This is a genomic window from Mangrovibacter phragmitis (assembly GCF_001655675.1).
Lineage (GTDB): Bacteria > Pseudomonadota > Gammaproteobacteria > Enterobacterales > Enterobacteriaceae > Mangrovibacter > Mangrovibacter phragmitis.
The window spans coordinates 100,638-124,976 of sequence record NZ_LYRP01000047.1 but is presented as its reverse complement, the minus strand read 5'-3'; the positions used below and the strand labels follow the sequence as shown (position 1 = coordinate 124,976).

Genomic DNA, 24,339 nt, shown 5'->3' with positions numbered 1-24,339 from the left:
CGTTTTGCCAGGGGGAAACGGGGCACTGACAACCCGGTCTGTGAAGCTACATAATGATGATGTGTACTTGTTGCCGTTCATAGCTGCGCGAGTTGTTCGCGCAGTACTTCCACTCCGGGGGCAATTTTTTCCGGTGAAATGGCGTGAAAACCCATACGGAAAAAGGTTTCTGGTGGGTTGGCATCCAGAAAATGCCGGGCACCGGGCTCAATTAATACACCTGCGTGAGCCGCGCGCCAGGTGAGTTGCTGGGTATTAATACCGCCGGGGGTTTTTAGCCAGAAGGCGTTAGCATGCTCACTCCCGGGAATAGGGCGGCATTCCGGCAACCAGGTTTCCAGCGACCTGTTCAGTAACTCCCAACGGCGTGCAGAGTCTTCATGGTAACGGCGCAGATGTGTTTCGTAATACCCTTGTGCCAGGAAATGCGCCATCTGGTACTGGATATTGGTTGGCGCATGGCGAACCACCAGGCGGCGTAGTGCCCGGGCTTCATCAATCAATTCAGGGTCGGCCACCATAAATCCCAGGCGTAATCCCGGCGAAAGCGCTTTGGACAGGCTGCTGACATAAACCACGCGGCCATGTTTATCGCTGGCTTTCAGAGCGGGCGGTGGGTTGAGCGTGAAATTACTTTCTGAATCGTAATCATCTTCGATAATTACCGCGTCATGGCGAGTCACATGCTCAAGCAATGCCTTGCGGCGCTGGCTACTCAGTGTCACACCTGTCGGCACCTGGTGTCCGGGGGTGACATAGTAATAATCACACGGCGGCTGGTTCAGGGTAATGCCTTCTTCATCAACATCGTGGGGAATTATCTGCGCATCACCCAGCAAAAACGTGTTGATAGCTTCACGGTAACCCGGGTTTTCCACTGCCACGCGGGTTGACGAAGACATCAACAAACGGGTCAGTAAATAGAGCGCGTTTTGCGAGCCAATGGTTATCAGAATTTCATCCGGCGCCGCCAGTATTCCGCGTTTTGGCAGTACTCTGGTGCGAATCTGCTCAATCAGCATGGGGACATCCTGATCGATATGATCGATTATCCAGCGCTGGTCTGCCACTCCACTGTTGAGCCAGCGTGAAGCTGCCCGCCACTGACTTAGCGGGAACTGGGCGGTGTTAGGCTGCCCGTAGATAAACGGGTAGCGATAGTGCATCCAGCCTGAGGGTTTCATAATGGATTCTTGCTGGCTGGGGGCGACTTTAAACCGGTTGCTCCAAAGTGGTGCGGTGTTATCGGCGGGAAGTGCAGTCTCTGTGGTTTTGTACTGGCATGACTGGTAATCCGGGTGCAGAAAATAACCACTGCGTGGACGGCTAATCAGGTAACCATCGTTCACCAGTCCTTCAAAAACCAGGGCTGTGGTATTGCGTGACACCTGGAGCTGGCTGGCAAGCTGGCGGCAGGAAGGCAGAGGCTGGTCGGCCGGAAAAATACCGCTCAAAATAGCGTTAACCAGTGTCTCTCTGACTTGTTCCTGCAACCCACGTGACCGGTCAAATTCTATGTGCAGATAATGACGATTCATCGTGATGGTCCTCCGGTGGCTTAACAGGTAACTACATAAGCAATCTTCGTACCATATTCTGCTTATCTGACACATCGGCAGAGTGAAACTGTCACTGTTCAGGTGGCAAACAACCTTCCTAGAGTAAAACGCAACCCGGTGTGAATATTCTTAACGGGATATTTCTTTTCCGGCACATATTTTGCTTCGTATTCGGGTAACGCTTTCCCGTAATGCATCTGGTTTCAGAAAATAAAAGGTGGCGCTATGAAGAGTAAGTTGGGCATTTTGACTTTATCCGCAGTGCTGGCAATGGCATTTAGCTGGCAGGTGGCTGCTCGTGATTTACCGGAAATTGAAAAAGCAGGCGCATTGAAAGTGGTGACAGAAGACGACTATGCGCCGTTTAACTTTATCAAAGATGGTAAAGCGGAAGGTTTTAACAAGGATATGCTGGATGAATTACGTAAATACGCAAAATTCCATGTAGACCAAAGTATTTTACCCTGGACTGGCTTATTGGCGTCTGTTTCTACCGGGCAGTATGATATGGCTCTGACAGGGGCTGTTGTTACGGATGAGCGCCTGAATGTTTTTAATTTCACACCACCGTTTGCTTCTGCACAGCATTATTTTGTGAAGCGCGCAGGGGATACTTCACTGAATACCATTAAAGATTTGTCCGGCAAAAAAGTGGGTGTTCAGGCGGGTAGCGCGTTATTAGCACGTTTGCCAGAGCTGAAAGCCATGCTGGAGAAACAGGGTGGTGAACTGGGCCCGGTTGTTCAATATCAGTCCTATCCGGAAGCGTATGCAGATTTGGCCAACAAACGCCTGGATTATGTGATTAACGTGGTTATTTCTGTAAACGATTTGGTTAAAGAAAAACCCAAAGTTTTTGCCAAAGGCCTGGCGGTTTCTGGACCGGGTTATATGGCCTGGCCAATCTCAAAAAATTCACCAGAACTGATGAAATATATGACCAAATTCATGGATCACATGCGTGAAACCGGTCGTCTGGCTGAATTGCAGAAAAAATGGTTTGGTGAAACCTACCCGAATCTGCCAACGGTACCAATCACCAGTGCTGAACAGTTCCATAAATTAGCAGGTCTGTAATAAATGGGCGCAGCCTGCAGGCTGCGCCTTGTTTTGGTATCAAGGAGCGTTAAATGGACGCGATATCTTGGCAGTTATTATTTGAAGGCGCCTGGGCGACGTTGTGGATTTCCGGCATCGCTATCCTGTTCGGGGTGTCGATTGGTCTGGTCATCGCGTTTATTCGAATGATGAAGATCCCCGTTGTGGACACTATCCTGGTGCTGTACATCAGCCTGGCGCGTGCCACACCGTTGGTGACATTAGTCTTGTTTTTGTTTCTTTCATTACCGGCGGTTGGTATTAACCTTGATAAAAGTATTGCCGCCATTGTGGCACTGACACTGAATACTTCCGCATTCAATGCAGAGATCTGGCGTAATGCCTTTACCCATTTTCCCAAAGAGCAAAAAGAAGCTGCTGAAGCGGTAGGAATGCAACGCTGGACTTATTTCCGTTATATCATGTTGCCACAGATGTGGATTGAAAGCCTGCCAGCATTGGTAAATGAAATGTCTTTTTTAATTAAGGGCAGCCCGGCGATTGCTGTTATCGGTGTGGTGGATTTAACCCGGGTAACAAACCGTATTTCTGCAGTAACTTATGAGCCGTTATCACCTATCCTGGCGGCGGGTTTACTGTATATAGTAATTATTGGCGTACTGCTTAAATTACAAAATTTAGCAGAACGTAAAGCGAAACGCCTGGCGCGGTAAAGCAGAGTATTTGGAGACGCTATGAACCAATGGGCGATAGTCTGGTCAGCACGAGATTTGTTTCTGCAGGGGTTTATTTCGACCCTTGAATTGTTCGTTATTACTGCGATTGCGGGAATTATCATTGGTACTACAGTATTGTATTTAACCGAACTGCAGTCAAAAGTGCTGAATAACATTATTCACTATTTTGTAAGCCTGATGCGGGCAGTGCCTTTTCTGATTCTGGCTTATTTACTTTATTACGGTTTGCCTGAGATTGGCATTAGTATGGAAGCCTGGACAGCTGGTCTGGTTTCACTGATTATTTATCACAGTGCATATTTTTATGAAATATTACGTAGCCAGCGGCGGATTTTTTCTACTGGCTATATTGAAGCGGCGACTGCGCAAGGTTTTTCCCGTTATAAAACCTTTACCCGGATTATTACACCGAATATTTTTTCCGGTGCGCTGCCACTGATGGGTAACCAGTTAATTATCTGCCTGAAAGATACAGCTTTCTTGTGCATTATTACTGTTCAGGAAATTACTGCTGCAGCAAACAGTGTCCAGGCGACTTATTTCATTCCATTTAATGCATTTATTGTTGCCATTGGCCTGTACTGGGGTGTCAGTGTGCTGCTTGAGTTATTGATTAAACGCCTGAATAGCTATGGCGCGAAACGAGGAATTACCCATGCCTGAGAATGCGGCAGTTAGTATTAAAAATGTCTCGAAGCAATTCGATAATGTGGAAGTGTTACGTGATATCAACCTGGATGTACAAAAGGGGGAAGTCATCAGCATTCTGGGGTCATCCGGTTCGGGTAAATCGACGTTGCTGCGTTGCATGAACTGGCTGGAACAGCCTGATCGCGGCGAAATTCGTATTTCTGGTAGCCGTATCGGCGTGGATGACAGTGGCAAACATATGTCTCACCGTGAGCTGTCAAAAGTGCGTGAACGTGTGGGTATGGTGTTCCAGAGTTTTAATTTGTGGCCGCACCTGACGGTGCTGCAAAACGTGACAGAAGCGTTATTGCACGTCAAGGGCCTCAAACGTGCGGAAGCCAACCAGATTGCCCATAAACAACTGGAAAAAGTGGGTATGAACCACAAGGCCGACAGTTACCCCATTACGTTATCCGGTGGGCAGAAGCAGCGTGTGGCAATTGCCCGCTCGTTAGCTATGTCACCGGAAGTGATTCTGTTTGATGAACCGACTTCGGCGCTGGATCCTGAACTGGTTGGCGAAGTGCTGGCAGTAATGAAAGCACTGGCAGCGGAAGGTTACACCATGGTGGTGGTGACTCACGAGATGGACTTTGCCCGCCAGGTGTCAGACCAGGTGGTATTTTTGGAAAAAGGCGTGTTAATTGAGAAAGCCGCACCCGAAAAATTCTTTACTAATCCTGATTCTGAACGTGTGCAGCGCTTTTTGGCGACCACGCGCTGAGATGTATGTTATTCCCATGTAGCCGGCAATAACGGCCCACAGAAACGGTGGGCCGATATTTTGTTAATCCCGGTCGATAGCAAACGGGTTCCACGCCTGGCGAACCGGCATCACCTCAATACGGTTGATATTCATGTGATCCGGCAGGGTGGCGATGTAATACATCTGCTCTGCAATATCCTGCGCACTGAGCGGGGTGGTACCGCGGTAGAGGCTATCTGATGCCGCCTGGTCTCCCTTGGTACGCACCAGCGTGAATTCTGTTTCCGCAATGCCTGGTGCGAGGTCGGTGACACGTACTCCGGTTCCCAGCAAATCGCAACGCAGGTTATAGCTGAACTGTTTCACGAACGCTTTGGTTGCACCGTACACATGGCTACCCGGATACGGCCACTGGCCTGCGATAGAGCCAATATTAATAATACTGGCTCCAGCACCGTGTTTAATCAGTGTTGGCAGCAATGCATGCGTGACACTCACCAGCCCTTTCACATTGGTATCAATCATGGTTTGCCAGTCTTCCAGGTCAACTTTCTGAGATGGCATGGGTGAGAGCGCCAGCCCGGCGTTATTAATGAGTGCTTTCACATCGGCAAATTCTTCAGGCAGGCCGGCTACCGCAGTTTTTACTGCATCTGAATCGCGCACATCCAGCTCAATAATATGAACGGGTACTTTTCCCGCAAGGGCATCTTTTAATGCTTCAAGCCGGGAGAAACGGCGTCCGCTGAGCACCAGTGACCAGCCATGTTCTGCAAAATAATGGGCAGCTGCTTCACCAAAACCTGATGTTGCACCAGTAATAAAGGCAACCTGCTTTTCGGACATGTTCCACTCCTTTTTAAAGAAGACTGAATAAGGCAAAGGTCAGTTCGCACTATAAGAAGCGGCGAGGGAGTGAGACAGAGCCAGATGACTGACTGGCTTGTGACACCTCTTGTCACAGTAAAAATCTGCTTCTGGCTCTACCTGGTCTGGTTGTTACAGGCTCAGGATGAATTCAAGGGTTTTGACCGAAATGTTGAGCGTAAGATTCAGGAGGGCAGGTATGAAACTGGCATTACAGGGCGAGAATTTTCTAACAAATAACGATGTGCGTCAGCTGGACCGTTCTTATGTATTTCACTCATGGTCTGCGCAGGGCAACCTGAACCCATTAGTTATTGCTGGCGCAAAAGGCTGCCAGTTATGGGATTACGACGGCAAAAAATACCTCGATTTCAGCAGCCAGTTAGTTAACGTCAATATCGGTTATCAGCACCCCAAAGTGCTGGCAGCCATGAAAGCGCAGCTTGAAGAGCTGGTGACAATTGCCCCGGCAACGGCTAACCTGGCGCGTGGTGAAGCCGCAAAACGCATTGTGGAACTGGCACCCGCGGGTTTCCATAAAGTTTTCTTTACTAACGCCGGGGCCGATGCCAACGAAAACGCGATCCGTATGGCGCGTTTATACACCGGGCGCGATAAAGTGCTGTCAGCCTACCGCTCTTATCACGGTAATACCGGTAGCGCGATTGCCGCGACCGGTGACTGGCGCCGTGTACCAAACGAATATTCTCGCGGCCATGTGCATTTCTTCAACCCGTATCTCTACCGCTCTGAGTTCAATGCCACCAACGAACAAGAAGAGTGCGCGCGTGCGTTACAGCATTTACGCCGTATTATTGAATGCGAAGGCCCGGCTTCTATTGCCGCTATTTTACTGGAAAGTATTCCAGGTACCGCAGGCATTCTGGTGCCGCCTGCAGGGTACATGAAAGGTGTGCGTGCTCTGGCCGATGAATTTGGCATTGTCCTGATTCTGGATGAAGTGATGGCAGGTTTTGGCCGCACCGGCCGCTGGTTTGCGTTTGAACATGATGACGTGGTACCTGATCTTATCACCTTCGCAAAAGGGGTGAACGCAGGTTATGTACCGGCAGGTGGCGTACTGATTTCTGAAGCCATTTCCCATTATTTTGATGACCACTTTTTTGCCGGTGGCCTGACTTATTCCGGGCACCCACTGGCGATGGCGGCGATTGTCGCCACGCTGGACGCAATGAAAGAAGAAAACGTTGTGGAAAATGCAGCACTGGTGGGTGATGGTGCACTGCGTGCCGGCCTGAATGCGCTTTCAGAAAAATATGCGCTGGTGGGTGAAGTGCGTGGGGTTGGCGTATTCCAGGCACTGGAACTGGTGACCAACCCTGAAACCAAAACACCCGTCGCTGCAGCCGATATGGCGGCCATCAAGCTGGCGTTGACCGAAGCCGGGCTACTGAGCTTTGTGGTGGAAAACCGCATTCATGTGGTTCCGCCCTGCACGGTTACTGCCGATGAAGTGAAACAAGGCCTGGCAATCATTGACCAGGTACTGGGTCAGTTCAGCGGCCTGGTCCGTTAACCACTCCCCAGGTAAGCGGCCAGCCTGCGGGCTGGTTGCTTGCTTTTTAATCCAGTTGTGAAATATCCAGTGCGGCTTTATCAATGATGCCGATAATTTGTTTGAGCGTAGCAGGCTCAACGCCTTGTTGATTCACTTTCAAATCCAGCACCGCTTTGATGTTGTCCAGCGCCCGTTTCATATCTGGGTTGGTTCTCAATTTACGGCCTACCGCTTTAGCTGCGATGCGTTCTTTAATTTGACTCAATTCCTCATTGTGCGCTGCTAACCATTGCTGTCCCAGTTCTGTAATGGTGATTTTTTTGCGCCCGTTTTCTTCATCTTCCAGGTGAATCAGTTTGTTGGACTCAAGAAAATCCAGCGTGGGGTAGATAACGCCCGCACTCGGAACATAATGGCCTTCCGTCATGTTTTCGATAGACTTGATCAGTTCATAGCCGTGGCTGGTATCCTGAGACAGGATATCGAGCACTACGATCCGCAGTTCGCCGTGGCCAAAGAAGCGTTTACGGCGATGCCCGCCACGTTCATTCATGTCGCACCCAGCATGTCTACCACGGCCCCGTTCTCCGTGCCCACGTTCCTCACGGCCACGCATTTCACGGTTTTGTTCCTCACCTTCCATACGGCTATGGCGACCTCTGCCATGGCAACGCCCTTCGCCTTCTTCTCCGCGCCCGTTATCGTGACGCATTTGTAAACGGAAAAAATCTCTCATAGGGACAACCTTATTGTTGTGTTTAATTTATGCACCTGTTGTTGCATTCAGTATCTGAATGGTAGGTGTAATATAGATATATCTAAAATATATCTAATTATATTTTTTAGCAAATATTACAAAGTTTATTTCATTTATTTTACTTTAACTTATTGATTTGTATTTAATTCTTAACTTGTTGTGGTTGGTGGTGGTGACAAGTGCTGATATATCAAATTTTGTCTTGCATAAATCACGGATAACAATCATTATCATTAACTGACGATTAGATATATCTAAAATTAGACTATACAGGAGCTCCTATGACACAACCCCGCTCTGCAACAACACACTATCCCCGCCGTGCCCGCAATGCATTACGCTTTCGAAAACTGACTGTGATGCGCACGGAACGGGTCGCTGGCCACTTCCAGCGTATTGTGGCCGGCGGTGATGAACTGGAAGGTTTTGAATCACAAGGTTTTGATGACCATATCAAACTCTTTTTCCCTGAACCTGATAGTGGTTTTGTGCCACCTGTTGCAGGTGAAGATGGCATTATCTGGCAGAATGACGTTCGCCCTTCTGCTCGTGATTACACGCCAATTTATGACCCGTCCACACAAGAACTGACAGTGGACTTTTATATCCATGACGGTGGTGTGGCAAGTAACTGGGCTGTGCAGGCTAAACCTGGCGATACGCTGTATATGGGCGGGCCACGGGGTTCACTGATAGTTCCCACAGAGTATCACTGGCAACTCTATGTTTGTGATGAGTCTGGCATGCCTGCATTACGCCGCCGCCTGGCCGAACTCAACGCCCGCCAGTTTCAGGGGCAGGTGACAGCGCTGGTTTCTGTGCACAGCCAGCAGGCCTGTGAATATTTAACCGCTGAACCGGGTGTGAATATCGAATGGTTTGTTGGCGAAAGCCCTGAAACCGTGGCGCGCCATGCACTGGCTCTGACCATTCCTGAAGAGGATTATTTCATTTGGGTGACTGGTGAGGGTAAGGTCGCGAAGCAACTCGGAGAACAGCTAAGTGTAGGGCGGGATGCACAACTGGTTCGTACCGTTGCTTACTGGCACGATAAACGTTAATACAGTGCGCTTGTGCTGTGTGAGTGGCAAATATCCGGCAGATTTGGCTCTGCCGGGCTGAAATATACTTAGCTGAGTTTACCTTTAAACAGTGAGTATTTACCGGCACCCAGCAACATAATGAAAATGCCGCCGAAGAAATACAGCGCTTCTGTTTCCAGTGCCCATGCACCGACTTGCGTGCGCACAAAGAATTTCCCCATCCCAACCAGCAACACCGCGACAACCAGGTTAAAGGCATACACCAGGCCAGCAACGCGGGTAAACAGACCAATAATAATCAATACCGGGGCGACAACTTCGCCAATATAAGCGCCATAGGCGACAAAACCGGGTAAACCATGGGCTGCGAGCATGGGTTTAATCCACTCAACGCCATTCTGCATTTTTGCAGTGCCATGAAATAACATCAGGATGCCAAATACAAGTCGCAGTAACAGGCGGGCGAAGTCCGGGTGATCTACCGCGCTGGAAAAACGAGAATAAAGATTGGTTAACATAATATATCCCTGAATATGCACAAAAAGTGATTGTCACCTGCGCAGCATAACCGCCTCTCAAGTGGAGAGAAATCTAAAAAATTGCAACAATGGTTCAAAAAAATTGAATGATATTTTTGTGGTAACTATTTATTTATCAAATAATTACGCGTTTTTTTGTGTCGGTTAGTGCGTTTTTTGCTGTAAGGCTGGGGTAATGAAATGACCAGGGCGTGTTTCCGCACCCTGGTCTGAAGGGAGTAATTAATGAACGAGCAGGCGAAACTGCTCCAGTTCTTCTTGTGGCATACCTGCTTTCAGTGCGGCTTCACAAATAGCCTGCCAACTGCCATTATCCAGCGGGATCCCTTCAGCCCTGCGTATTGCACGGTTGGTTGCTTCCCATTCACCAGGCACCAGAATAGGCTCATCTGCTGCCTGCGGTGAGGATTTCACCCAATTGATAAACGCATCCGTTTCTTTTTCCATTTCGGGCGTACCGAACATTTCCGGGTTAAGAATAATGGTTGTCATGCCATTAAAAATCGCGTCAACGCTGCCGTGCAGTGTTTCTTTATGGGTTGTTTTCCCGCCAGATAACGCGCCACCCAGAATTTCACACATGGTTGCCAGCGCATACCCTTTATGCTGTGCGAAGGTGAGCAGCGCGCCTAAAGGCGGGGTCTGCATCACGGCCGGGTCGGTGGTGGGAGCACCTTGTGAATCAATCAGGCAGCCTTCCGGCACCTGCTGGCCTTTATGCCAGGCAACCCGGGTTTTACCAAACGCAATGGCGCTGGTGGCGAAATCCAGCAAGAGCGGGTCTTTATCTTTGCGTGGGAATACCACGCAGAAAGGGTTGGTGCCAAAACGGCTGTCGGTGCCGCGGAAAGGGGCGACCATTGGGTCGCCAGGGACATTCACAAAATGGATAGAGATAAACCCGGCAGCGGCGCACTGTTCAGCCCAGTAACCGATACGGCCAATGTGGTGTGCGTTATGTAATGCCACGGCAGCAATGCCAAACTGCTTCGCCTTTTCAATCCCCATATTGATAGCTTCCAGCGCCGCGACCTGACCAAAGGCGGCATTGCCATCAACCGTGACGATGGCACCGGCATCCCGCACGACTTTTGCGTGCTGGTTCAGTTGTAAATAACCCAGTGCCAGTGAGTTGATATAGCTTGGGATCATGCCGGCGCCATGGGAGTCGTGCCCGGATAAGTTCGCCGCGACTAGGTGGTCAGCCACCCGGCTGGCTTCTTCGGCTTCACTTCCCGCATGGCGAAAGAGCGCTTCAATAAACTGATGGAGGTGTTGTGCTTGTATACGTATTCCTGTGTTCACGTTGTATTCATCCTCTTGCGTGCCCCTTGTCGTTCACGTTACGCGCACAAGGCTCCACTGTCCTCAGAAGGTGGATGAAAAGGCGTAGCCTGGGGTACGGCAACGTGAAATCGATGGGGTTATTGGTCTTTTTTTATCTGTCCGGGTTTTATACTGCGCCAATGGTGGGCTGAGCTCAAGGCGTGAATCGATGATGAGAAGACTTTAAAATGTTTGTGGTTTTTTTGACATGATTTGACACATTTATCCTGATTTGTGCCGCAAATTACTCACAATTTTTGGTGGGGATGGGGCCAGAATAAGCAAAAAACTTCTGGGACAATAATATGTGTAAATTTGCGATAGTGCTACTGGCCGCGGCCAGCGCCATGTTTACTTTTGCCAGTGTTCAGGCTGCTGAACCGGCATCCACCACTCACCCGGTAGATTGCAAAAAGCCACCTGAACCACCAAAAGGTAGTGATGGTAAACCACTTCCTCCACCAGAGGGTAAACAACCCCCCATGGGAAAAGATGGTAAGCCACTGCCACCACCAGATGGATGCAAGCCGCCGAAAGAGGGTGTGGCGCCTGGGAAGTAAGCCTTACCTTAGACACGCAACAGAAAGGCTTTTCCGTTGCGTGTTCCTGTAATTATTGCTTTTGCTGATTGCATCCTCAGAAATATTGAGAAGTGCCGGGTGATAACAAATTGTGCTCACAATGGTTTTTATGGGTTCAATAACCTTTAATTTTGTTGCGACTGGTGTGTTTTTTACCCTGTGAATGTTGAACACTCTTCATCTGGGATAACGCATCCTGAACCGCAATGAATGCTTTTATAAACGCATCTTTAGGGGTGGCTTCATTAGCTAAAATAGTGAATTGCTTTTCTGTGTCACTTAATGATTTATGATTTTTCACCCTCATACTCATCTTTTCCTAAGTTAATGAGCAGTTCGCCATTGATACCACTTTCCCCTGAAGCCAGTCCTTTAGGCTCAGTTGATTTGTTTTCGCCCATTTCCTTGATGAGATTTTCCAAACCAGATTTTATTTTCTCTTCTTGCTCTCGGGTATTAGACTCTTCATGGTGCACTGACGCTGGTTTCTTTGCCTTTTTATTCATCAGACAATTCTCCGAATACAGCCATTGGATCTCTCATCATAACAAAAGCCTTTGCTTTCGTAATAATCCAGAACATCACTGTTAATTGGATTCATTATTTTTACATGGGTGGCACCTAATAGCGCAGCATAAGCATAGAGAGCAAGATACGTCAGGTCTAAATGTGGCCCGCTTGCTTCTGGCGATTTTTCTATGTAATCAAGCCTGAGCCCAGAAGACTGGTAAGTGGGACGCCCCATCGAAAATCCGATAAGACGATTACCATTCCAGGTTGCGCATTCAAATCGCTTTGGGTTGTTTTGTGATAATTTATTGCTAATTGCTAATTGCTAATTGCTAATTGCTAATTGCTAATTGATTTTTATGTTATGTTTATGCGTGATTTATGGAGGTGATTTTTTAATTTTTTAATTTATTTTATATACTACTAGTTTAGATGAGTGTCGTGATGGTTGATTTTTCATCTTCTTTGCATTTCCTATTACATAGAATATGGTTGTATGTTTAAATTTATTTTCACAATCAATTTTTATAGCCTCGATATCTAATTGAGGCTATATTTTATGAGTTTAGGAAAACTGCCAAAACCCTGCGATTATATTTCCTGATGATTTATTCCTATATAAATATAAGGCTCCATATCCAAAGATATAATTACCTCTAAGAGTACTATCAGTATAATAATCCTCATCTAGTTGGAGGTAAAACTCATAATTATCTTTCAAAAGATTTTCTGTATAGTAGCTCTCATCTTGAATTAGTTGGGGGTGTTAGTTTGTGTGATAAATCCAAAAGTGTCGCTTTTTTCCTCCCGATATCCATATATCATTGATTGATTTATTTATTGTTTGTATGGTTAAATCTTCTTTTTGGCTTTCTTCTGATTTATCATGAAGAAAAATTCGCACAGAACAATTAGGGTAAATATTTTTTTCAATCATTGTGTTGTAATCATTTGGGACGAATATTGAAATATATTTTTCATTATTTTCAGGATCTTGAAATGTTGCATAAAATCTCATATTGATAAGTTCTTTATTATTAACCTCAAGGATTTTAGGTATATTCCCACCAACTCGCCCTATTACATCCCCAATGTCTGGTTGCTCTATTTGTGTTATAAAATTATTTATTTGCATGTTGTTAACCCATTACTTTTGGCAAAATTTGAGGCTTCTTCGCGTAGATGTAATGATACACTTGTTGCATACTTTTTAGCATTCACTTTCTCCCACCCTCTATTATTTACTAAGTCCATATAAATCCCTTTTCTGGTTAGTGCAGTATTCTTTTTTATATTTTCAACTGCTGTTTGGTTTTTGAGAACTACAGGGTTATGTAATCCATATTTAGATTGTAAGCTGGATATTGTTTTATGCATCTTGTTTTCTTGTAAGGCAATTGCCGGATTTTCTTTGGCTATACCTGATGTTCTGCCAGATACAACTCCATTGTTTCTTAACCAAGCATTCTGTAATAACTCATGGGCACTAAAGCCATCTTTAGCATGCAGAGGACTGCCATATCCTGCAATATCAAATTCGTTTAAAAGTCCTAACGGATCCACCCACCCCAGCGGATTCGGCGCATACTGATACAGGTTCCAGCCACCGGCCAGCCCAATCGGGTCCTGGGTGGTAAAGCGGCTTATCGTCGGGCCGTAGTAACGATGTCAACAACACTGACACTGCCTAATGATCGCTTTGGGGTCTTATATCTGTGTTGCTGACATTCCTTCACTGTCCTGTGTCTACCCGAACAGCAGGCCAAAGCTGCCGCTCCAGCGGTGCGTCATTAAAGTCCGTGATGAACAAGCGATGAGTAATCTATCCAGCTCCCCTTATCTTATACCGGACTATCAAAATTTATTTTCAGATTTTTAGAGTGGCAAAAATCCACAAAAGATTGAGAAACAACCAAGCGCTCTTTAAAATCAACGTCACGCGCAATAATGAAATCATCCTCAAAAGTATCTTTATATACAGCCTTTGATAAAATCTTCTCTCCATCACTTAGCACTCTAAAGAAAGATTTATCCTTATCAATTAAACTCAGATATCTATTTACCTTGCATAAATTACAAGCAACATCACGTCCCTCGCATGAAATAATGATCTTATACCATTCTAACTTGCCTGGAATAAAATCATCAATTTCATTCATGGCTTTTTCTGAGAAAATTGGTACTCCAATATTAGCAGAAAGGAAATCCAACTCAGACACATCAGAATATCTTATTTTTTTTTGCGCCACCCCGTGTGGAGTCATGAAATTCAAAAAGCTACCATTGCCTTCACTCCAGATAAAGTAAGAGGATATTCTTCCTTTAGGATCACTGATATCAATTACATCTCCACCAGAATTAATTTGACTTTCAAGGCTATATAGTTTCATTTTAATCCTCTCATTAAGCACACGTATATCTTCCAGTTTTAAAACCAGCTCTTCTCTCATGTTGCAAATTGAGTACTTCTCTTTGAGCTCGTCGATAGTCCCAGTTATTTTTTACGGCTTTCTGTTCTAAAGCATCAAGCTCTGCTCTAATTTCACGATTATAATCCGCATGCTCTGCTGTCCACCCTCTATGTAAACCAAGATTTGGATTTGGATCAATTCCGGGGGCTACAGGCAAGCGCATCATATTAGATGCACCATTTATATCCATTCCAGAGCGAGAAAAGAATGGATGCTCTTTCAAAGAATAAGGAATTAAATGCTGTCTCTGATACCCTCTGGTTGTCTCCATCCAGGATGGGAAACGGTCGGGAGTTAACCCCCACGGATCCACCCACATCAGAGGGTTCGGCGCATACTGATAAAGATTAATCCCACCAGCCAGCCCAATCGGGTCCTGGGTGGTAAACCGGCCCACCTCCGGCTCATAGTAACGGAACAGATTATAGTGCAGGCCGCTTTCATTGTCCTGGTACTGCCCGGCAAAACGCAGGGGCTGGGCGTAAGCCGCGCCGGTGCGCAGCCCGGCACTGCCGGGTGTCTGGCCGCGCAGTTTCCCGAAGGTGTCGTACTGCCCGGACCAACGCAGGTTACCGTCTTCATCGGTGACTTCCAGCGGTGCGCTGTTCAGGTCGGTGTGCAGCCAGTAAATGTCGGCCTGCGGTGCGTTCCCCGCCTGCTCAATGGCAGCCAGCGGCGCCCACGGGCTGGCCGGGTCATAGCTCCAGGTGCGGCGGGTGGCGTTATCCCGTTGCTCCTGCAGCAGGCGGTAGCCCTGCCACAGGAAACGGGTGGTTTCCGTTCCCCGGTTGCGGTAATCGACGGTTTTGCGTATCCGCCTGCCCAGGGCATCGTAATGATAGTGTGCGGTGAATTCGCCTTCCGGGCCACGGCCACGGGCGCTTATCAGGCGGTTGTCGGCATCATACGTATAATGCTGCTCATGCTGGCCATGACGGCGGCTGACCAGGTTACCCCAGGCATCATAGCGGTAAAATAACTGCTGCCAGGTGGTGAGGCGGTTGCTCACAATGGCTGCGGGCTGTTGCCGGGCACCACCGGAACTGAGCGGGTCTTCACCCAGCAGGTTATCGGCCAGGTCGTAATGCAGGTGGCGGCTGCGCAGGCTCTGCCGGGGTTCCGTGTGCTGCTGCAGGCGGCCTTCGGCATCATAGCCGTAATGTATCTCGCCACGAAGCGCATCACTCACCCCTTCCAGCTCACCACGGCCGGTATAGCGGAACACCCGCCACAGCAGGCCTTCTTCCGGTTTGCTGATTTTCCCGTTACGGAAACTGCTTTGCCAGCGGCGGCGGCCCAGTTCATCATACTGCCGTTGCTGAAACAGTGAGCCCTGCGTGCGCCCGGTTTCGCGGTGTAACCTGTCGCGGGTGAACTCACTGACCAGTTGCTGGTTAAATTTGATGGCACTGGTATGCCCTGAGCCATAATACAGCCACTGTAACTGGTCGCCCTGGGGCAGGACCAGGGACAGCAGATTCGCCAGCGCATCCCATTCATAATCCAGTTTGCCATTCACGCCCTGTTCAGACAGCAGGTTACCGGCGCTGTCGTAGTGCAGTTGCACGCGGTCTGGCTCAATACCCTGTTCAGCCCCTGCGGCAGTGGGAGTGCGCGAAACCTCATTCAGGCGGCCGGTTGCGCTGTACTGGTACTGCCAGACGGCACTGTCGTTGCTGCGCAGGCAGAGTTGCCCCGCTTCGTCATAGCGGAACTGATGCACCCGCTGTGAAGGCTGTGCGCTGCTGTTCTGTGGGCCGGTCTCCCGGTGTTCAGATAACAGGCCTTGAGCATTGTAATGGTAGAAATGGTCGGTATTATCCGGGCGGCGCTCCCCGGTAAGCCTGCCTGCCGGGTCGTAACTGAACTGGTACTCTCCGCCATTGCCGTTTTCCAGACGGGTGAGCCAGCCACGCGCGTTATAGTGCCAGCGGCGGGTACGGTTGATACGGTCAGTGACGGCGGTTCGCTGCCCCAGTTGGTTATATTGCCAGTGAGTTTCGCTACCCAGCGGGTCCTGATGGCAGGTTAACTGCCCGCGCGCATTCCAGAAAAAGTGTTCTTCACTGCCATCCGGGTGGATGAGCCGTTGCAGGCGGCCCGCTCTGTCCCGCTGGTATTGTGTGAGGTTGCCTTCGGCATCTGTGCTGTGGGTCAGTTCACCAAACACATCCCAGGCATACGTGGTGATACTGCCGGAACAGTCGGTATGGCGCAGCAACTGGCCCTGCGCGTTCCATTCCAGTTTTACCTCGCCACCCAGTGCGTTAATAACAGAAGATGGCAGGCTGTCTTCCTCATCCGGGTAGTGATAGCGGGTGATGTTGCCCAGTGCATCTGTCTGTTGTGTCAGCCGGCCCTGCTGGTCGTGTTGTTCGAACTCCTGGCTGCCATCCGGCCAGGTGACGGAGACCAGCCGGTCAGTGTTGCGTGAGTACTGCCAGGTGGTTGTGCGACCCAGTGGGTCTGTTTCACTGAGTAACCGGCCATAGATGTCCCATACACAACGGCGCTGCCCGCCACCGGGCAGGATCACACCACACAGTTCGCCCTGCTCGTAGAGAAAGGCCAGGCTGCGCCCGTCGAAGTTGGTGAACTGCGCGACGTTATCGTCATCATCCAGTTGCCACACAGCCTGTTTCCCGTCATCGCGCACCACCCGGCGGACACCACCGGCAAAGTCATAAAACATCGAGAGGGATTCACCGGCGCTGTGCCGCCAGGCAGTGACCCGGGGTAAGCCTTCAATTTCCTGCCACTGGTATTCACTTAGTAGCCCGTGTCGGTCCTGGTGGCCTGCCATCAACCCGTTATGCCAGGTAAACTGCCGGGTGATTTCACCGGCACGGTTGGTAACTGTGCTTAGCTGGCCTTCGTCGTCATAGGTGTAACTGACCAGCGGGACATCGCCACCGGGTGTGTGTAACAACACGCAGGCCAGGCGGAGCAGGCCGTTGGCGGTGGTGATGTAGCGGCAACTCAGGTGCTGGCCTGCACTGTCGTCCAGCCCGGAAAGCTGGCCCTCGTCCGTGTAAACCAGAGAAGTCATGTTACCGGTGGCGTCTGTCATCATGACCAGGCGGCCGGGTTGCTCTCCAGCCGGGGCCTGATAATGCCAGGCCTGTTCGCTGACATCGAAAACCTGCCAGGTGCCGTCCGGGTTATGCATCAGCCAGCATTTTTCCGCTTCACAGTAGGTTTTGTGCCCGCGGGGAACGTCCGGGAAGGAAATGTAGTCGCCAGACGGCGCCCGCCATACCAGCCCATCCTGGTACGGTATCAGGCAGCTTTCCCAGAACAGGCTCCAGCCGCGCCCGAGCACGCTGTCGCCGGGGTTACCACTGCGCCAGTAGCGTTGCCATTCAACCGGGAAGCGGGAAGGCAGGACAAAATCCAGGTCATCATCACCTGCGAGAAATTTCTGCCCAGAGATAATGTCCACCGGGCGGGCGATGATACCACCGGCCTCAGCGACAATAGCGACTTTACCCAGGCGGCAGGCTGTTTTCATGAACCAGTTGATGCCTTTGAGTTTGCTGAATAACTTGCCAAGAGCACCCAGTTTACTGGCAGCACCACCCGCGCCACCAAGTAACCCGGCGAACAGTAATGTCAGGTCTGAAGCTTTGTACAGCCAGTTCGGCACTTCAGGGTCGATGGGGAGTGTGGTGGCGGTACCGCCACCAATAGTGACATCAGCCGAACCTTCCATGACCTGGGCGTCACAGTTGGTTTTATCGCCTTTACGTGAAGCGGGTTGCTTGTTGATAAATACGTTGTCAGAGCCCTGTGCCATTTGCATGGCCGGGCCATCCTTGCTGCACGACACCTGGCTGATTGTGGCAATGGCTGCTGGTTTACCATTGATAAATACGTTGGGGGAACCGGTCTGTATGGCCCCGGAGGGCGACAGACTCCCGGCTCCGGCACCGGCAAGGCCATCCCGGGCGGCCGTTGCCAGTTTCCCGGTGAGGTAACCGACCAGAAAGCTGGCACCTATCAGCAACACACCCACACCAAGGCAGGATGCAGCCAGGCCTGCGGTAAACAGTGCCCCGGCAGCGATACCGCCCGCGGCAGCAATCAGCCCACCCACAAGGGTGCCGGCAATCATACCGGTCAGGGCATGTGAATGCCCAATGGGGTCTCCGAGGCGTGCAGCTTCACTCATGAAAAATCCCTTTTATGGCTGTGTGGTTACGTCGGCGGCGGGCTGGTAGCTTTCCAGCACCTGCCGGAGCAGGGCCTCATCCTCTGGTGATAATTTGCGGGTCATGGCGAGGGTGAACACCAGAACGTGACCACCCTGTAATGCGAATACAGCCTGGCGTTGCCAGATACGGCGGCCATCGCGCAGGTAACTTGCCAGCACGCATTCTCCAGGTAGTGCATCCTGGCCAAGCGCCACGGGTTCCCGGCTTTTCAGTACCCAGCCTTTCAGCCCGGTGGAAAGTGTATCCAGCTGGCGTGTCACATAATCGGCCAGTAATTCATTTTCCTGCAGGGCATCGCGGGAGATATTCAAAGAAGGGGAGGCATCATCCCCCGCCAGCAGCACGTTCACGGTGCGGTCGCGGTAACCTTCAGGTAACGCCACACTGCCTTCCGTAAAGCTACAACGTGAAAAGTCGGGCATCTCGCAGGGTCCTTTTGCTTCACAGGGTTAAACACTGTATCTAAAAAGATGAATAACATTTCCCCGGAATGCGTTGCATAGCAGCAGGAACGGCTTTGGCTGTAGTGAACCCGCCTGGTTTGCGCCAGCGGGTGGTAGCAATAACCGGTTCACTTATATCGGGAAAAGGGTATTTCACCTTTCGGTTTAACCAGTGGATATAGGTTTTGTCTGAATTTGGTTTTTTGTTTGTGCGAGTGTAAAGCACCGTTATTTATTGCCGGGGGAGCAAGGAGTATTGGGTTAACCCAGGTCACGTTATGGGCCCGTTCATGTGAATGGGTTAAGTCCACTTGCTGTAGCGGATATAAACATATGCAACAATTATAATCCACAGTACGACAAACACGCCCGGGTGAAAGGGAACAAAACGAAGAATTATAAATGCTCCGACAATAGTGAAAATGGCAGGGACGAGATAAAAAAAAGACTGTAATAGCCACAAAACCAACCGCTTCATTTTTTTAAAATCTCATATAAAGCATCACCTATTACTTCAGGTTTGTTATCTCCTGATTGTATCTGGTAAATGATTTTCTTCATATGTGGTTCGATTATAAAATACAGCATTTCTAAATTTTCTTTATACAGGAGGTGATAATATTCCAGGTCCTGAAAACGCAATCTGTTAACAGCGCAAGCTGCAAAGTGCGCCTTTCCATATATCGATGTTCCGGCAATAAATAATGAGGAAAATCGGTTAATCATACTGATGTGACTTCTTTTGAAATCACCGGAGCTTATAATTGACCATAACTGTTAGAAAGGGCAAGGAAGATAATGAAAAAAAGTGGTAAGGCGGCAATTTACTTTTTGGTGGTGATTGTTTTCTTTCTAACTATCCCGGAGATTGTGATTCGTGTACTGACCCCGGAACAATTTGCACGGCTGAGTGATTTTTCTAGCCTTGGAGGGTTGTTCAGCAACCTTCTTTCGATACTGATTTTCCTCGGTATTGTTTCTATTTTGCTGGGAGTTCTGGCAATTTTTCTGACGAAGAAAATTTACCGATATCTGTATCGCTCCAGAGGCTGATCGATATGACTTCTGCATGCTTTTGATCATTTTCTCTTACTGCCCGCCGTGTGCGGGTTTTTTTATGTGCTCAGGAAAGTGGCGGTAAAAAATCCACCGCCATTTCATCGCCACTAAAAATTCAGGCAACAAAAAAGCCACCGCATTGGGTGGCTTAAGTGTCTGTATTAACAGCTAAAATCTGGTGGCCCCTCCCCGGCTTGAACGGGGGACCAAGCGATTATGAGTCGCCTGCTCTAACCACTGAGCTAAGGGGCCGTGGCGGACGATTATAATGGAACTGACTGCCTCAATCCAGCCATTATAATGCGTATGCTGATTTTATAAGCAGTGTTAACCCGTTAGAAAATCAACAAGAATTAGAAATGCCCGCTTGTCAGTAGCCTCGTTGCGGATGCACTGGAGTATTAAACGCGTTAAGAGTAACTGTATGGGCTCCAGAGCCATTGCAGAGGAGAAGGTGAGTCGGGGCCGTTAAGGTCACTTGCTATGGCATATATGCAGTATGAAGGAGAAAGGGCCGCTACCCGAAGGTCGCAGCCCTTAGTGCTAATCACAAAACTAATCAGGCACTCAGCCAGCCGAGTTTGATAACAAACAGGATGGACATGATAATCAGTGCCGCATTCACTTCTTTAGTGCGGCCGCTCAGCAGTTTTACTACTGTCCAGGTGATAAACCCGAAAGCAATACCGTTAGCGATGGAATAAGTCAGCGGCATGGTCAGTGCGGTTACGGTAACCGGTGCAGCAGTGGTGACATCTTTCCAGTCAATCTCTGCCAGTCCTGAAGTCATCAACACAGCAACGAACAGTAATGCCGGTGCAGTTGCATAAACCGGTACGCTGCCAGCCAGTGGTGAGAAGAACAGGCTCAGCAGGAACAGAATTGCAACCACAATTGCTGTCAGACCCGTGCGGCCACCGGCGCTCACGCCTGCGGCAGATTCCACATAACTGGTGGTGGTGGAAGTACCCAGCAGTGAACCAAACAGTGCTGCAGCGCTGTCGGCAACCAGTGCACGGCCCATTTTCGGCAGGTTACCGTCTTCATCGGCAAGACCGGCGCGTTTGGTTACACCCAGCAGTGTGCCGGTGTTATCGAATACATCGACAAACAGGAAGGCAAAAATAACGCTTACCAGGCCCACATTAAATGCACCGGCAATATCCAGTTGCAGGAAGGTTGGGGCGAGTGATGGCGGAGCAGAGAATACGCCACCGAACGGTGTCAGGCCAATCCCCATAGACAGGAAGGTAACAATCAGAATACCTATCAGTACTGCGCCTGTTACACGGCGGGCTTCCAGTACCACAATGATGATAAAGCCTAACAGTGCCAGCAACGGACCTGGTTTGGTCAGGTCGCCCAGGCCAACCAGCGTTGCCGGGTTATCAACCACAATCCCGGCACCTTCCAGCGCGATCAACGCCAGGAACAAACCAATGCCTGCGGCAATCCCGGAACGTAGTGGTAACGGAATACTGTTGATAATCCATTCACGGATTTTGAATATCGACAGCGCAAAGAAAATACAGGCAGAAAGAAATACCGCACCCAGCGCAATATGCCAGGTGTAGCCCATGTGTAATACCACGGTGTAAGTAAAGAAGGCATTCAGCCCCATACCCGGTGCCAGCGCAATGGGGTAGTTGGCGATAAGGCCCATCAGCACACAGCCAATTGCCGCAGCCAGGCAGGTGGCAACAAACACCGCACCTTTATCCATGCCGGTGGCACCAAGGATGCTGGGGTTAACAAACAGAATATAGGCCATTGCCAGGAAGGTAGTGATACCCGCGATAACTTCGGTGCGAACCGTTGTATTGTGCGCTTTTAGCTTGAATAGTTTTTCTAACATCATCATCTCTCGTGATGGGGAGACGTCACTGACGTGCGTTCTCTTGCCAATAATGGGTTGCATGCGCGTTATTGTTTCGGGAAAAGGCTGACAGCTGCATGCTCGGCTATCAATCCGGCGATTTTTCGCCAGCGCCTTGTATACCAACTCCTTTCCCTGAATTCACATAGCAATTGCTATGCCATGCCTGGACGCAATCGTTTACCTTCTTCGTTGCATCACTGGCTAAGACTATTCCGAACCAGAATGAGGCGTGATTATGGTGCATTGCACCATGTGTGCGCAATCGTTTTCCCACATGAAAACAGCATGGCTGGTTCTGGTTATGCGGGTTTATTTAGTGAACGGTACAAAAGACAAGGCGTTGAAGGAATGTTGAAGGAATAAGGCAGGTTTCTGTGTATGTTTTTCCGTGCAGCAGGTTACAGCGTACCAATAAAAAAGGCCCCGTAGAGGGCCTTTTCACGTTGGAAGATTATATATTAATCATCCAGGAAGCTGCGCAAGACTTCCGAGCGGCTTGGATGGCGCAGTTTACGCAGTGCTTTCGCTTCAATCTGACGAATACGTTCACGGGTTACGTCAAACTGTTTACCCACTTCTTCCAGAGTATGGTCAGTATTCATATCAATACCAAAGCGCATACGCAGAACTTTTGCTTCACGGGCTGTCAGGCCGGCGAGAACATCGTGGGTGGCGGCACGCAGGCTTTCCGTTGTGGCGGAATCCAGCGGCAGCTCGAGGGTGGTATCCTCGATGAAATCACCCAGATGCGAATCTTCATCATCACCAATTGGTGTTTCCATGGAGATAGGCTCTTTGGCGATTTTCAGTACCTTACGGATTTTATCTTCTGGCATCAGCATGCGCTCAGCCAGTTCTTCCGGAGTGGGTTCACGGCCCATTTCTTGCAGCATCTGGCGTGAAATACGGTTGAGTTTGTTGATGGTCTCAATCATATGTACCGGAATACGGATGGTACGCGCCTGGTCAGCGATAGAACGCGTGATAGCCTGACGAATCCACCAGGTGGCATAAGTTGAGAACTTGTAACCACGGCGGTATTCGAACTTATCCACTGCTTTCATCAGGCCGATGTTACCTTCCTGAATCAGGTCGAGGAACTGCAGACCACGGTTGGTGTATTTCTTGGCGATAGAAATAACCAGACGCAGGTTTGCTTCAACCATTTCTTTTTTGGCGCGACGAGCTTTCGCTTCACCAATCGACATACGACGGTTGATGTCTTTAACCTGCTCAATGGTCAGGCCGGTTTCTTCTTCAATCTGACGCAGTTTTTGCAGGCAACGCTGAACGTCTTCTGTTACTTCGTTCAGTTTTTCAGACCAGGGTTTGTTCATCGCGATAGCCGCGTTGAACCAGGTTTCGCTGGTTTCGTTGCCGGTAAACAGTGTGATGAAGTTTTTCTTCGGCATTTTGCATTGTTCAACACACAGTTTCATGATCAGACGTTCCTGGGTACGAACACGGTCCATCATGGCACGCATGTTGTTTACCAGGTAATCAAACTGTTTTGGCACCAGGCGGAACTGTTTGAATACTTCAGACAGTTTCAGGATTTCTTCCTGTGCAGCTGCGTGGCTACGGCCTTTCAGTTTGATAGTGTCACGAGTAACAATGTATTGTTCACGCAGTTCAGTAAATTTCTCGCGCGCCAGTTCCGGGTCGATGCTGTTATCGTCGTCGCTGTCGTCGTCGTCTTCATCTTCGTCGTCGTCATCGTCCATATCTTCCTGGGACAATTCAGAACCAACGTGAGTGGCAGTCGGGGCAAGATCTTCTTCTGCGTTCGGGTCAACAAAGCCCGTAATCAGGTCTGACAGACGAGCTTCTTCTGCTTCAACACGATCATACTGTTCTAACAGATAGGTGATAGCTTCCGGGTATTCGGCAACAGAGCACTGTACCTGGTTGATCCCATCTTCAATGCGCTTGGCGATGTCGATTTCGCCTTCGCGGGTCAGCAGTTCAACGGTACCCATTTCACGCATGTACATACGTACGGGATCGGTGGTGCGGCCAATTTCAGATTCAACACTTGAAAGCACTTGTGCGGCTGCTTCAGCGGCATCTTCGTCCGTGTCATTCGTGTTTTCAGCCAGCAACAGATCATCGGCATCCGGCGCATGTTCCATCACCTGGATGCCCATGTCGTTGATCATTTGGATGATGTCTTCGATCTGGTCGGAGTCGACGATATCCTCCGGCAGATGGTCATTGACCTCGGCATAGGTCAGGTAGCCTTGCTCCTTACCACGAGTGACAAGAAGCTTGAGCTGTGACTGCGGGTTTTGCTCCATAAGACGGTATCCACACTTAAGTCATGAGAGTTGGTGTTGGTCGGCGAAACTGCCAACAATAACGTTATACCCGTTTCTTTCAA

At 49.3% G+C, this 24,339-nt stretch carries 22 protein-coding genes, 1 tRNA gene and 1 pseudogene; 8 read left to right on the top strand and 16 right to left on the bottom strand.

Annotated elements, in window-relative coordinates; translation table 11 throughout:
* Positions 1 to 77 precede the first annotated feature (77 nt).
* Positions 78 to 1,538, bottom strand: a complete 1,461-nt coding sequence (gene pdxR, locus A9B99_RS19520; protein WP_064600481.1) for a MocR-like pyridoxine biosynthesis transcription factor PdxR — start codon at positions 1,536 to 1,538, stop codon at positions 78 to 80.
* A 246-nt stretch (positions 1,539 to 1,784) separates the two neighbouring features.
* On the opposite strand from pdxR, the gene A9B99_RS19515 reads away from it, so the two are divergent.
* Genes A9B99_RS19515 through A9B99_RS19500 form a run of 4 tightly spaced genes read left to right on the top strand, consistent with a single transcriptional unit; the run spans position 1,785 to position 4,769 of the window.
* The gene (locus tag A9B99_RS19515; RefSeq protein WP_064600480.1) at positions 1,785 to 2,636 is read left to right on the top strand and encodes a transporter substrate-binding domain-containing protein; all 852 of its coding nucleotides are present in this window, start codon (positions 1,785 to 1,787) and stop codon (positions 2,634 to 2,636) included.
* Positions 2,637 to 2,689: 53 nt separating this feature from the next.
* Positions 2,690 to 3,331, top strand: coding sequence for an amino acid ABC transporter permease (locus A9B99_RS19510; RefSeq protein WP_064600478.1), 642 nt, complete (start codon positions 2,690 to 2,692; stop codon positions 3,329 to 3,331).
* A gap of 21 nt (positions 3,332 to 3,352) precedes the next feature.
* Positions 3,353 to 4,018 (top strand): amino acid ABC transporter permease, encoded by a 666-nt coding sequence (locus A9B99_RS19505; protein WP_064600477.1) that lies wholly within the window; start codon positions 3,353 to 3,355, stop codon positions 4,016 to 4,018.
* Complete coding sequence (locus A9B99_RS19500) at positions 4,011 to 4,769, top strand: amino acid ABC transporter ATP-binding protein (RefSeq protein WP_064600475.1); 759 nt, start codon at positions 4,011 to 4,013, stop codon at positions 4,767 to 4,769. Before A9B99_RS19505 ends, A9B99_RS19500 begins: the two co-directional genes overlap by 8 nt.
* A gap of 63 nt (positions 4,770 to 4,832) precedes the next feature.
* Here A9B99_RS19500 and A9B99_RS19495 read toward each other — a convergent pair whose 3' ends face one another.
* On the bottom strand, positions 4,833 to 5,597 hold the full coding sequence (locus A9B99_RS19495) for an SDR family NAD(P)-dependent oxidoreductase (RefSeq protein ID WP_064600472.1): 765 nt from the start codon (positions 5,595 to 5,597) through the stop codon (positions 4,833 to 4,835).
* A gap of 220 nt (positions 5,598 to 5,817) precedes the next feature.
* Between A9B99_RS19495 and A9B99_RS19490 the strand changes: the two genes are divergently transcribed.
* A complete protein-coding gene (locus tag A9B99_RS19490) occupies positions 5,818 to 7,155 on the top strand; it encodes an aspartate aminotransferase family protein (protein ID WP_064600470.1) in 1,338 nt (445 codons plus the stop codon).
* Between the two features lie 46 nt (positions 7,156 to 7,201).
* Here A9B99_RS19490 and A9B99_RS19485 read toward each other — a convergent pair whose 3' ends face one another.
* The gene (locus A9B99_RS19485) at positions 7,202 to 7,873 is read right to left on the bottom strand and encodes a PadR family transcriptional regulator (RefSeq protein ID WP_064600468.1); all 672 of its coding nucleotides are present in this window, start codon (positions 7,871 to 7,873) and stop codon (positions 7,202 to 7,204) included.
* A 302-nt stretch (positions 7,874 to 8,175) separates the two neighbouring features.
* On the opposite strand from A9B99_RS19485, the gene A9B99_RS19480 reads away from it, so the two are divergent.
* Complete coding sequence (locus A9B99_RS19480; protein ID WP_064600466.1) at positions 8,176 to 8,955, top strand: siderophore-interacting protein; 780 nt, start codon at positions 8,176 to 8,178, stop codon at positions 8,953 to 8,955.
* A 68-nt stretch (positions 8,956 to 9,023) separates the two neighbouring features.
* On the opposite strand, the gene A9B99_RS19475 is transcribed toward A9B99_RS19480, so the two are convergent.
* Positions 9,024 to 9,455 carry a DoxX family protein gene (locus tag A9B99_RS19475; RefSeq protein WP_064600463.1) on the bottom strand — a complete coding sequence of 144 codons (432 nt, stop codon included), beginning with the start codon at positions 9,453 to 9,455 and terminating at the stop codon, positions 9,024 to 9,026.
* A gap of 243 nt (positions 9,456 to 9,698) precedes the next feature.
* The gene (locus tag A9B99_RS19470) at positions 9,699 to 10,781 is read right to left on the bottom strand and encodes a malate/lactate/ureidoglycolate dehydrogenase (RefSeq protein ID WP_064600462.1); all 1,083 of its coding nucleotides are present in this window, start codon (positions 10,779 to 10,781) and stop codon (positions 9,699 to 9,701) included.
* Positions 10,782 to 11,107: 326 nt separating this feature from the next.
* On the opposite strand from A9B99_RS19470, the gene A9B99_RS19465 reads away from it, so the two are divergent.
* Positions 11,108 to 11,362 carry a hypothetical protein gene (locus A9B99_RS19465; RefSeq protein WP_064600460.1) on the top strand — a complete coding sequence of 85 codons (255 nt, stop codon included), beginning with the start codon at positions 11,108 to 11,110 and terminating at the stop codon, positions 11,360 to 11,362.
* A 136-nt stretch (positions 11,363 to 11,498) separates the two neighbouring features.
* Here the strand turns inward: A9B99_RS19465 and A9B99_RS19460 are convergent, their stop codons facing one another.
* The 8 genes and pseudogenes from A9B99_RS19460 to A9B99_RS19425 all read right to left on the bottom strand — a co-directional run bounded on the left by A9B99_RS19460 (position 11,499) and on the right by A9B99_RS19425 (position 19,000).
* Positions 11,499 to 11,684 carry a hypothetical protein gene (locus A9B99_RS19460; RefSeq protein WP_064600458.1) on the bottom strand — a complete coding sequence of 62 codons (186 nt, stop codon included), beginning with the start codon at positions 11,682 to 11,684 and terminating at the stop codon, positions 11,499 to 11,501.
* On the bottom strand, positions 11,671 to 11,889 hold the full coding sequence (locus A9B99_RS19455; protein ID WP_064600456.1) for a hypothetical protein: 219 nt from the start codon (positions 11,887 to 11,889) through the stop codon (positions 11,671 to 11,673). The genes A9B99_RS19460 and A9B99_RS19455 overlap by 14 nt, the downstream gene beginning before the upstream one ends.
* 770 nt (positions 11,890 to 12,659) lie before the next feature.
* Positions 12,660 to 13,028 (bottom strand): hypothetical protein, encoded by a 369-nt coding sequence (locus tag A9B99_RS24060; protein WP_197499298.1) that lies wholly within the window; start codon positions 13,026 to 13,028, stop codon positions 12,660 to 12,662.
* Complete coding sequence (locus A9B99_RS19440) at positions 13,019 to 13,456, bottom strand: hypothetical protein (protein WP_064600450.1); 438 nt, start codon at positions 13,454 to 13,456, stop codon at positions 13,019 to 13,021. The genes A9B99_RS24060 and A9B99_RS19440 overlap by 10 nt, the downstream gene beginning before the upstream one ends.
* Positions 13,433 to 13,558: pseudogene (locus tag A9B99_RS24535) on the bottom strand (RHS repeat-associated core domain-containing protein); the annotation flags it as partial. The gene A9B99_RS19440 and the pseudogene A9B99_RS24535, both read right to left, overlap by 24 nt.
* Before the next feature lie 176 nt (positions 13,559 to 13,734).
* On the bottom strand, positions 13,735 to 14,283 hold the full coding sequence (locus A9B99_RS19435; protein WP_064600732.1) for a hypothetical protein: 549 nt from the start codon (positions 14,281 to 14,283) through the stop codon (positions 13,735 to 13,737).
* A 13-nt stretch (positions 14,284 to 14,296) separates the two neighbouring features.
* Positions 14,297 to 18,535 (bottom strand): RHS repeat-associated core domain-containing protein, encoded by a 4,239-nt coding sequence (locus A9B99_RS19430; protein WP_082917914.1) that lies wholly within the window; start codon positions 18,533 to 18,535, stop codon positions 14,297 to 14,299.
* Between the two features lie 12 nt (positions 18,536 to 18,547).
* Positions 18,548 to 19,000 carry a DcrB-related protein gene (locus tag A9B99_RS19425; protein ID WP_064600449.1) on the bottom strand — a complete coding sequence of 151 codons (453 nt, stop codon included), beginning with the start codon at positions 18,998 to 19,000 and terminating at the stop codon, positions 18,548 to 18,550.
* An 819-nt stretch (positions 19,001 to 19,819) separates the two neighbouring features.
* Here A9B99_RS19425 and A9B99_RS19410 point away from each other — a divergent pair.
* Positions 19,820 to 20,074, top strand: coding sequence for a hypothetical protein (locus A9B99_RS19410; RefSeq protein ID WP_064600444.1), 255 nt, complete (start codon positions 19,820 to 19,822; stop codon positions 20,072 to 20,074).
* A 182-nt stretch (positions 20,075 to 20,256) separates the two neighbouring features.
* On the opposite strand, the gene A9B99_RS19405 is transcribed toward A9B99_RS19410, so the two are convergent.
* The 3 genes from A9B99_RS19405 to rpoD form a co-directional block, all read right to left on the bottom strand.
* Positions 20,257 to 20,332: transfer RNA gene (locus tag A9B99_RS19405), tRNA-Ile, on the bottom strand.
* A 307-nt stretch (positions 20,333 to 20,639) separates the two neighbouring features.
* Entirely contained in the window at positions 20,640 to 21,938 is a 1,299-nt protein-coding gene (locus A9B99_RS19400) for an NCS2 family permease (protein WP_231889219.1), read from the bottom strand.
* A 479-nt stretch (positions 21,939 to 22,417) separates the two neighbouring features.
* Positions 22,418 to 24,256: an RNA polymerase sigma factor RpoD gene (rpoD, locus tag A9B99_RS19395; RefSeq protein ID WP_064600443.1), complete on the bottom strand. Its 1,839-nt coding sequence runs from the start codon at positions 24,254 to 24,256 to the stop codon at positions 22,418 to 22,420.
* Positions 24,257 to 24,339 lie beyond the last annotated feature (83 nt).

Bases quoted from the DNA above. Each gene is read 5' to 3' on its own strand.
- pdxR (WP_064600481.1), bottom strand. From the start codon at position 1,538: ATGAATCGTCATTATCTGCACATAGAATTTGACCGGTCACGTGGGTTG.
- A9B99_RS19515 (WP_064600480.1), top strand. From the start codon at position 1,785: ATGAAGAGTAAGTTGGGCATTTTGACTTTATCCGCAGTGCTGGCAATG.
- A9B99_RS19510 (WP_064600478.1), top strand. From the start codon at position 2,690: ATGGACGCGATATCTTGGCAGTTATTATTTGAAGGCGCCTGGGCGACG.
- A9B99_RS19505 (WP_064600477.1), top strand. From the start codon at position 3,353: ATGAACCAATGGGCGATAGTCTGGTCAGCACGAGATTTGTTTCTGCAG.
- A9B99_RS19500 (WP_064600475.1), top strand. From the start codon at position 4,011: ATGCCTGAGAATGCGGCAGTTAGTATTAAAAATGTCTCGAAGCAATTC.
- A9B99_RS19495 (WP_064600472.1), bottom strand. From the start codon at position 5,597: ATGTCCGAAAAGCAGGTTGCCTTTATTACTGGTGCAACATCAGGTTTT.
- A9B99_RS19490 (WP_064600470.1), top strand. From the start codon at position 5,818: ATGAAACTGGCATTACAGGGCGAGAATTTTCTAACAAATAACGATGTG.
- A9B99_RS19485 (WP_064600468.1), bottom strand. From the start codon at position 7,873: ATGAGAGATTTTTTCCGTTTACAAATGCGTCACGATAACGGGCGCGGA.
- A9B99_RS19480 (WP_064600466.1), top strand. From the start codon at position 8,176: ATGACACAACCCCGCTCTGCAACAACACACTATCCCCGCCGTGCCCGC.
- A9B99_RS19475 (WP_064600463.1), bottom strand. From the start codon at position 9,455: ATGTTAACCAATCTTTATTCTCGTTTTTCCAGCGCGGTAGATCACCCG.
- A9B99_RS19465 (WP_064600460.1), top strand. From the start codon at position 11,108: ATGTGTAAATTTGCGATAGTGCTACTGGCCGCGGCCAGCGCCATGTTT.
- A9B99_RS19455 (WP_064600456.1), bottom strand. From the start codon at position 11,889: ATGAATAAAAAGGCAAAGAAACCAGCGTCAGTGCACCATGAAGAGTCT.
- A9B99_RS24060 (WP_197499298.1), bottom strand. From the start codon at position 13,028: ATGCAAATAAATAATTTTATAACACAAATAGAGCAACCAGACATTGGG.
- A9B99_RS19435 (WP_064600732.1), bottom strand. From the start codon at position 14,283: ATGAAACTATATAGCCTTGAAAGTCAAATTAATTCTGGTGGAGATGTA.
- A9B99_RS19430 (WP_082917914.1), bottom strand. From the start codon at position 18,535: ATGAGTGAAGCTGCACGCCTCGGAGACCCCATTGGGCATTCACATGCC.
- A9B99_RS19425 (WP_064600449.1), bottom strand. From the start codon at position 19,000: ATGCCCGACTTTTCACGTTGTAGCTTTACGGAAGGCAGTGTGGCGTTA.
- A9B99_RS19410 (WP_064600444.1), top strand. From the start codon at position 19,820: ATGAAAAAAAGTGGTAAGGCGGCAATTTACTTTTTGGTGGTGATTGTT.
- A9B99_RS19400 (WP_231889219.1), bottom strand. From the start codon at position 21,938: ATGATGTTAGAAAAACTATTCAAGCTAAAAGCGCACAATACAACGGTT.
- rpoD (WP_064600443.1), bottom strand. From the start codon at position 24,256: ATGGAGCAAAACCCGCAGTCACAGCTCAAGCTTCTTGTCACTCGTGGT.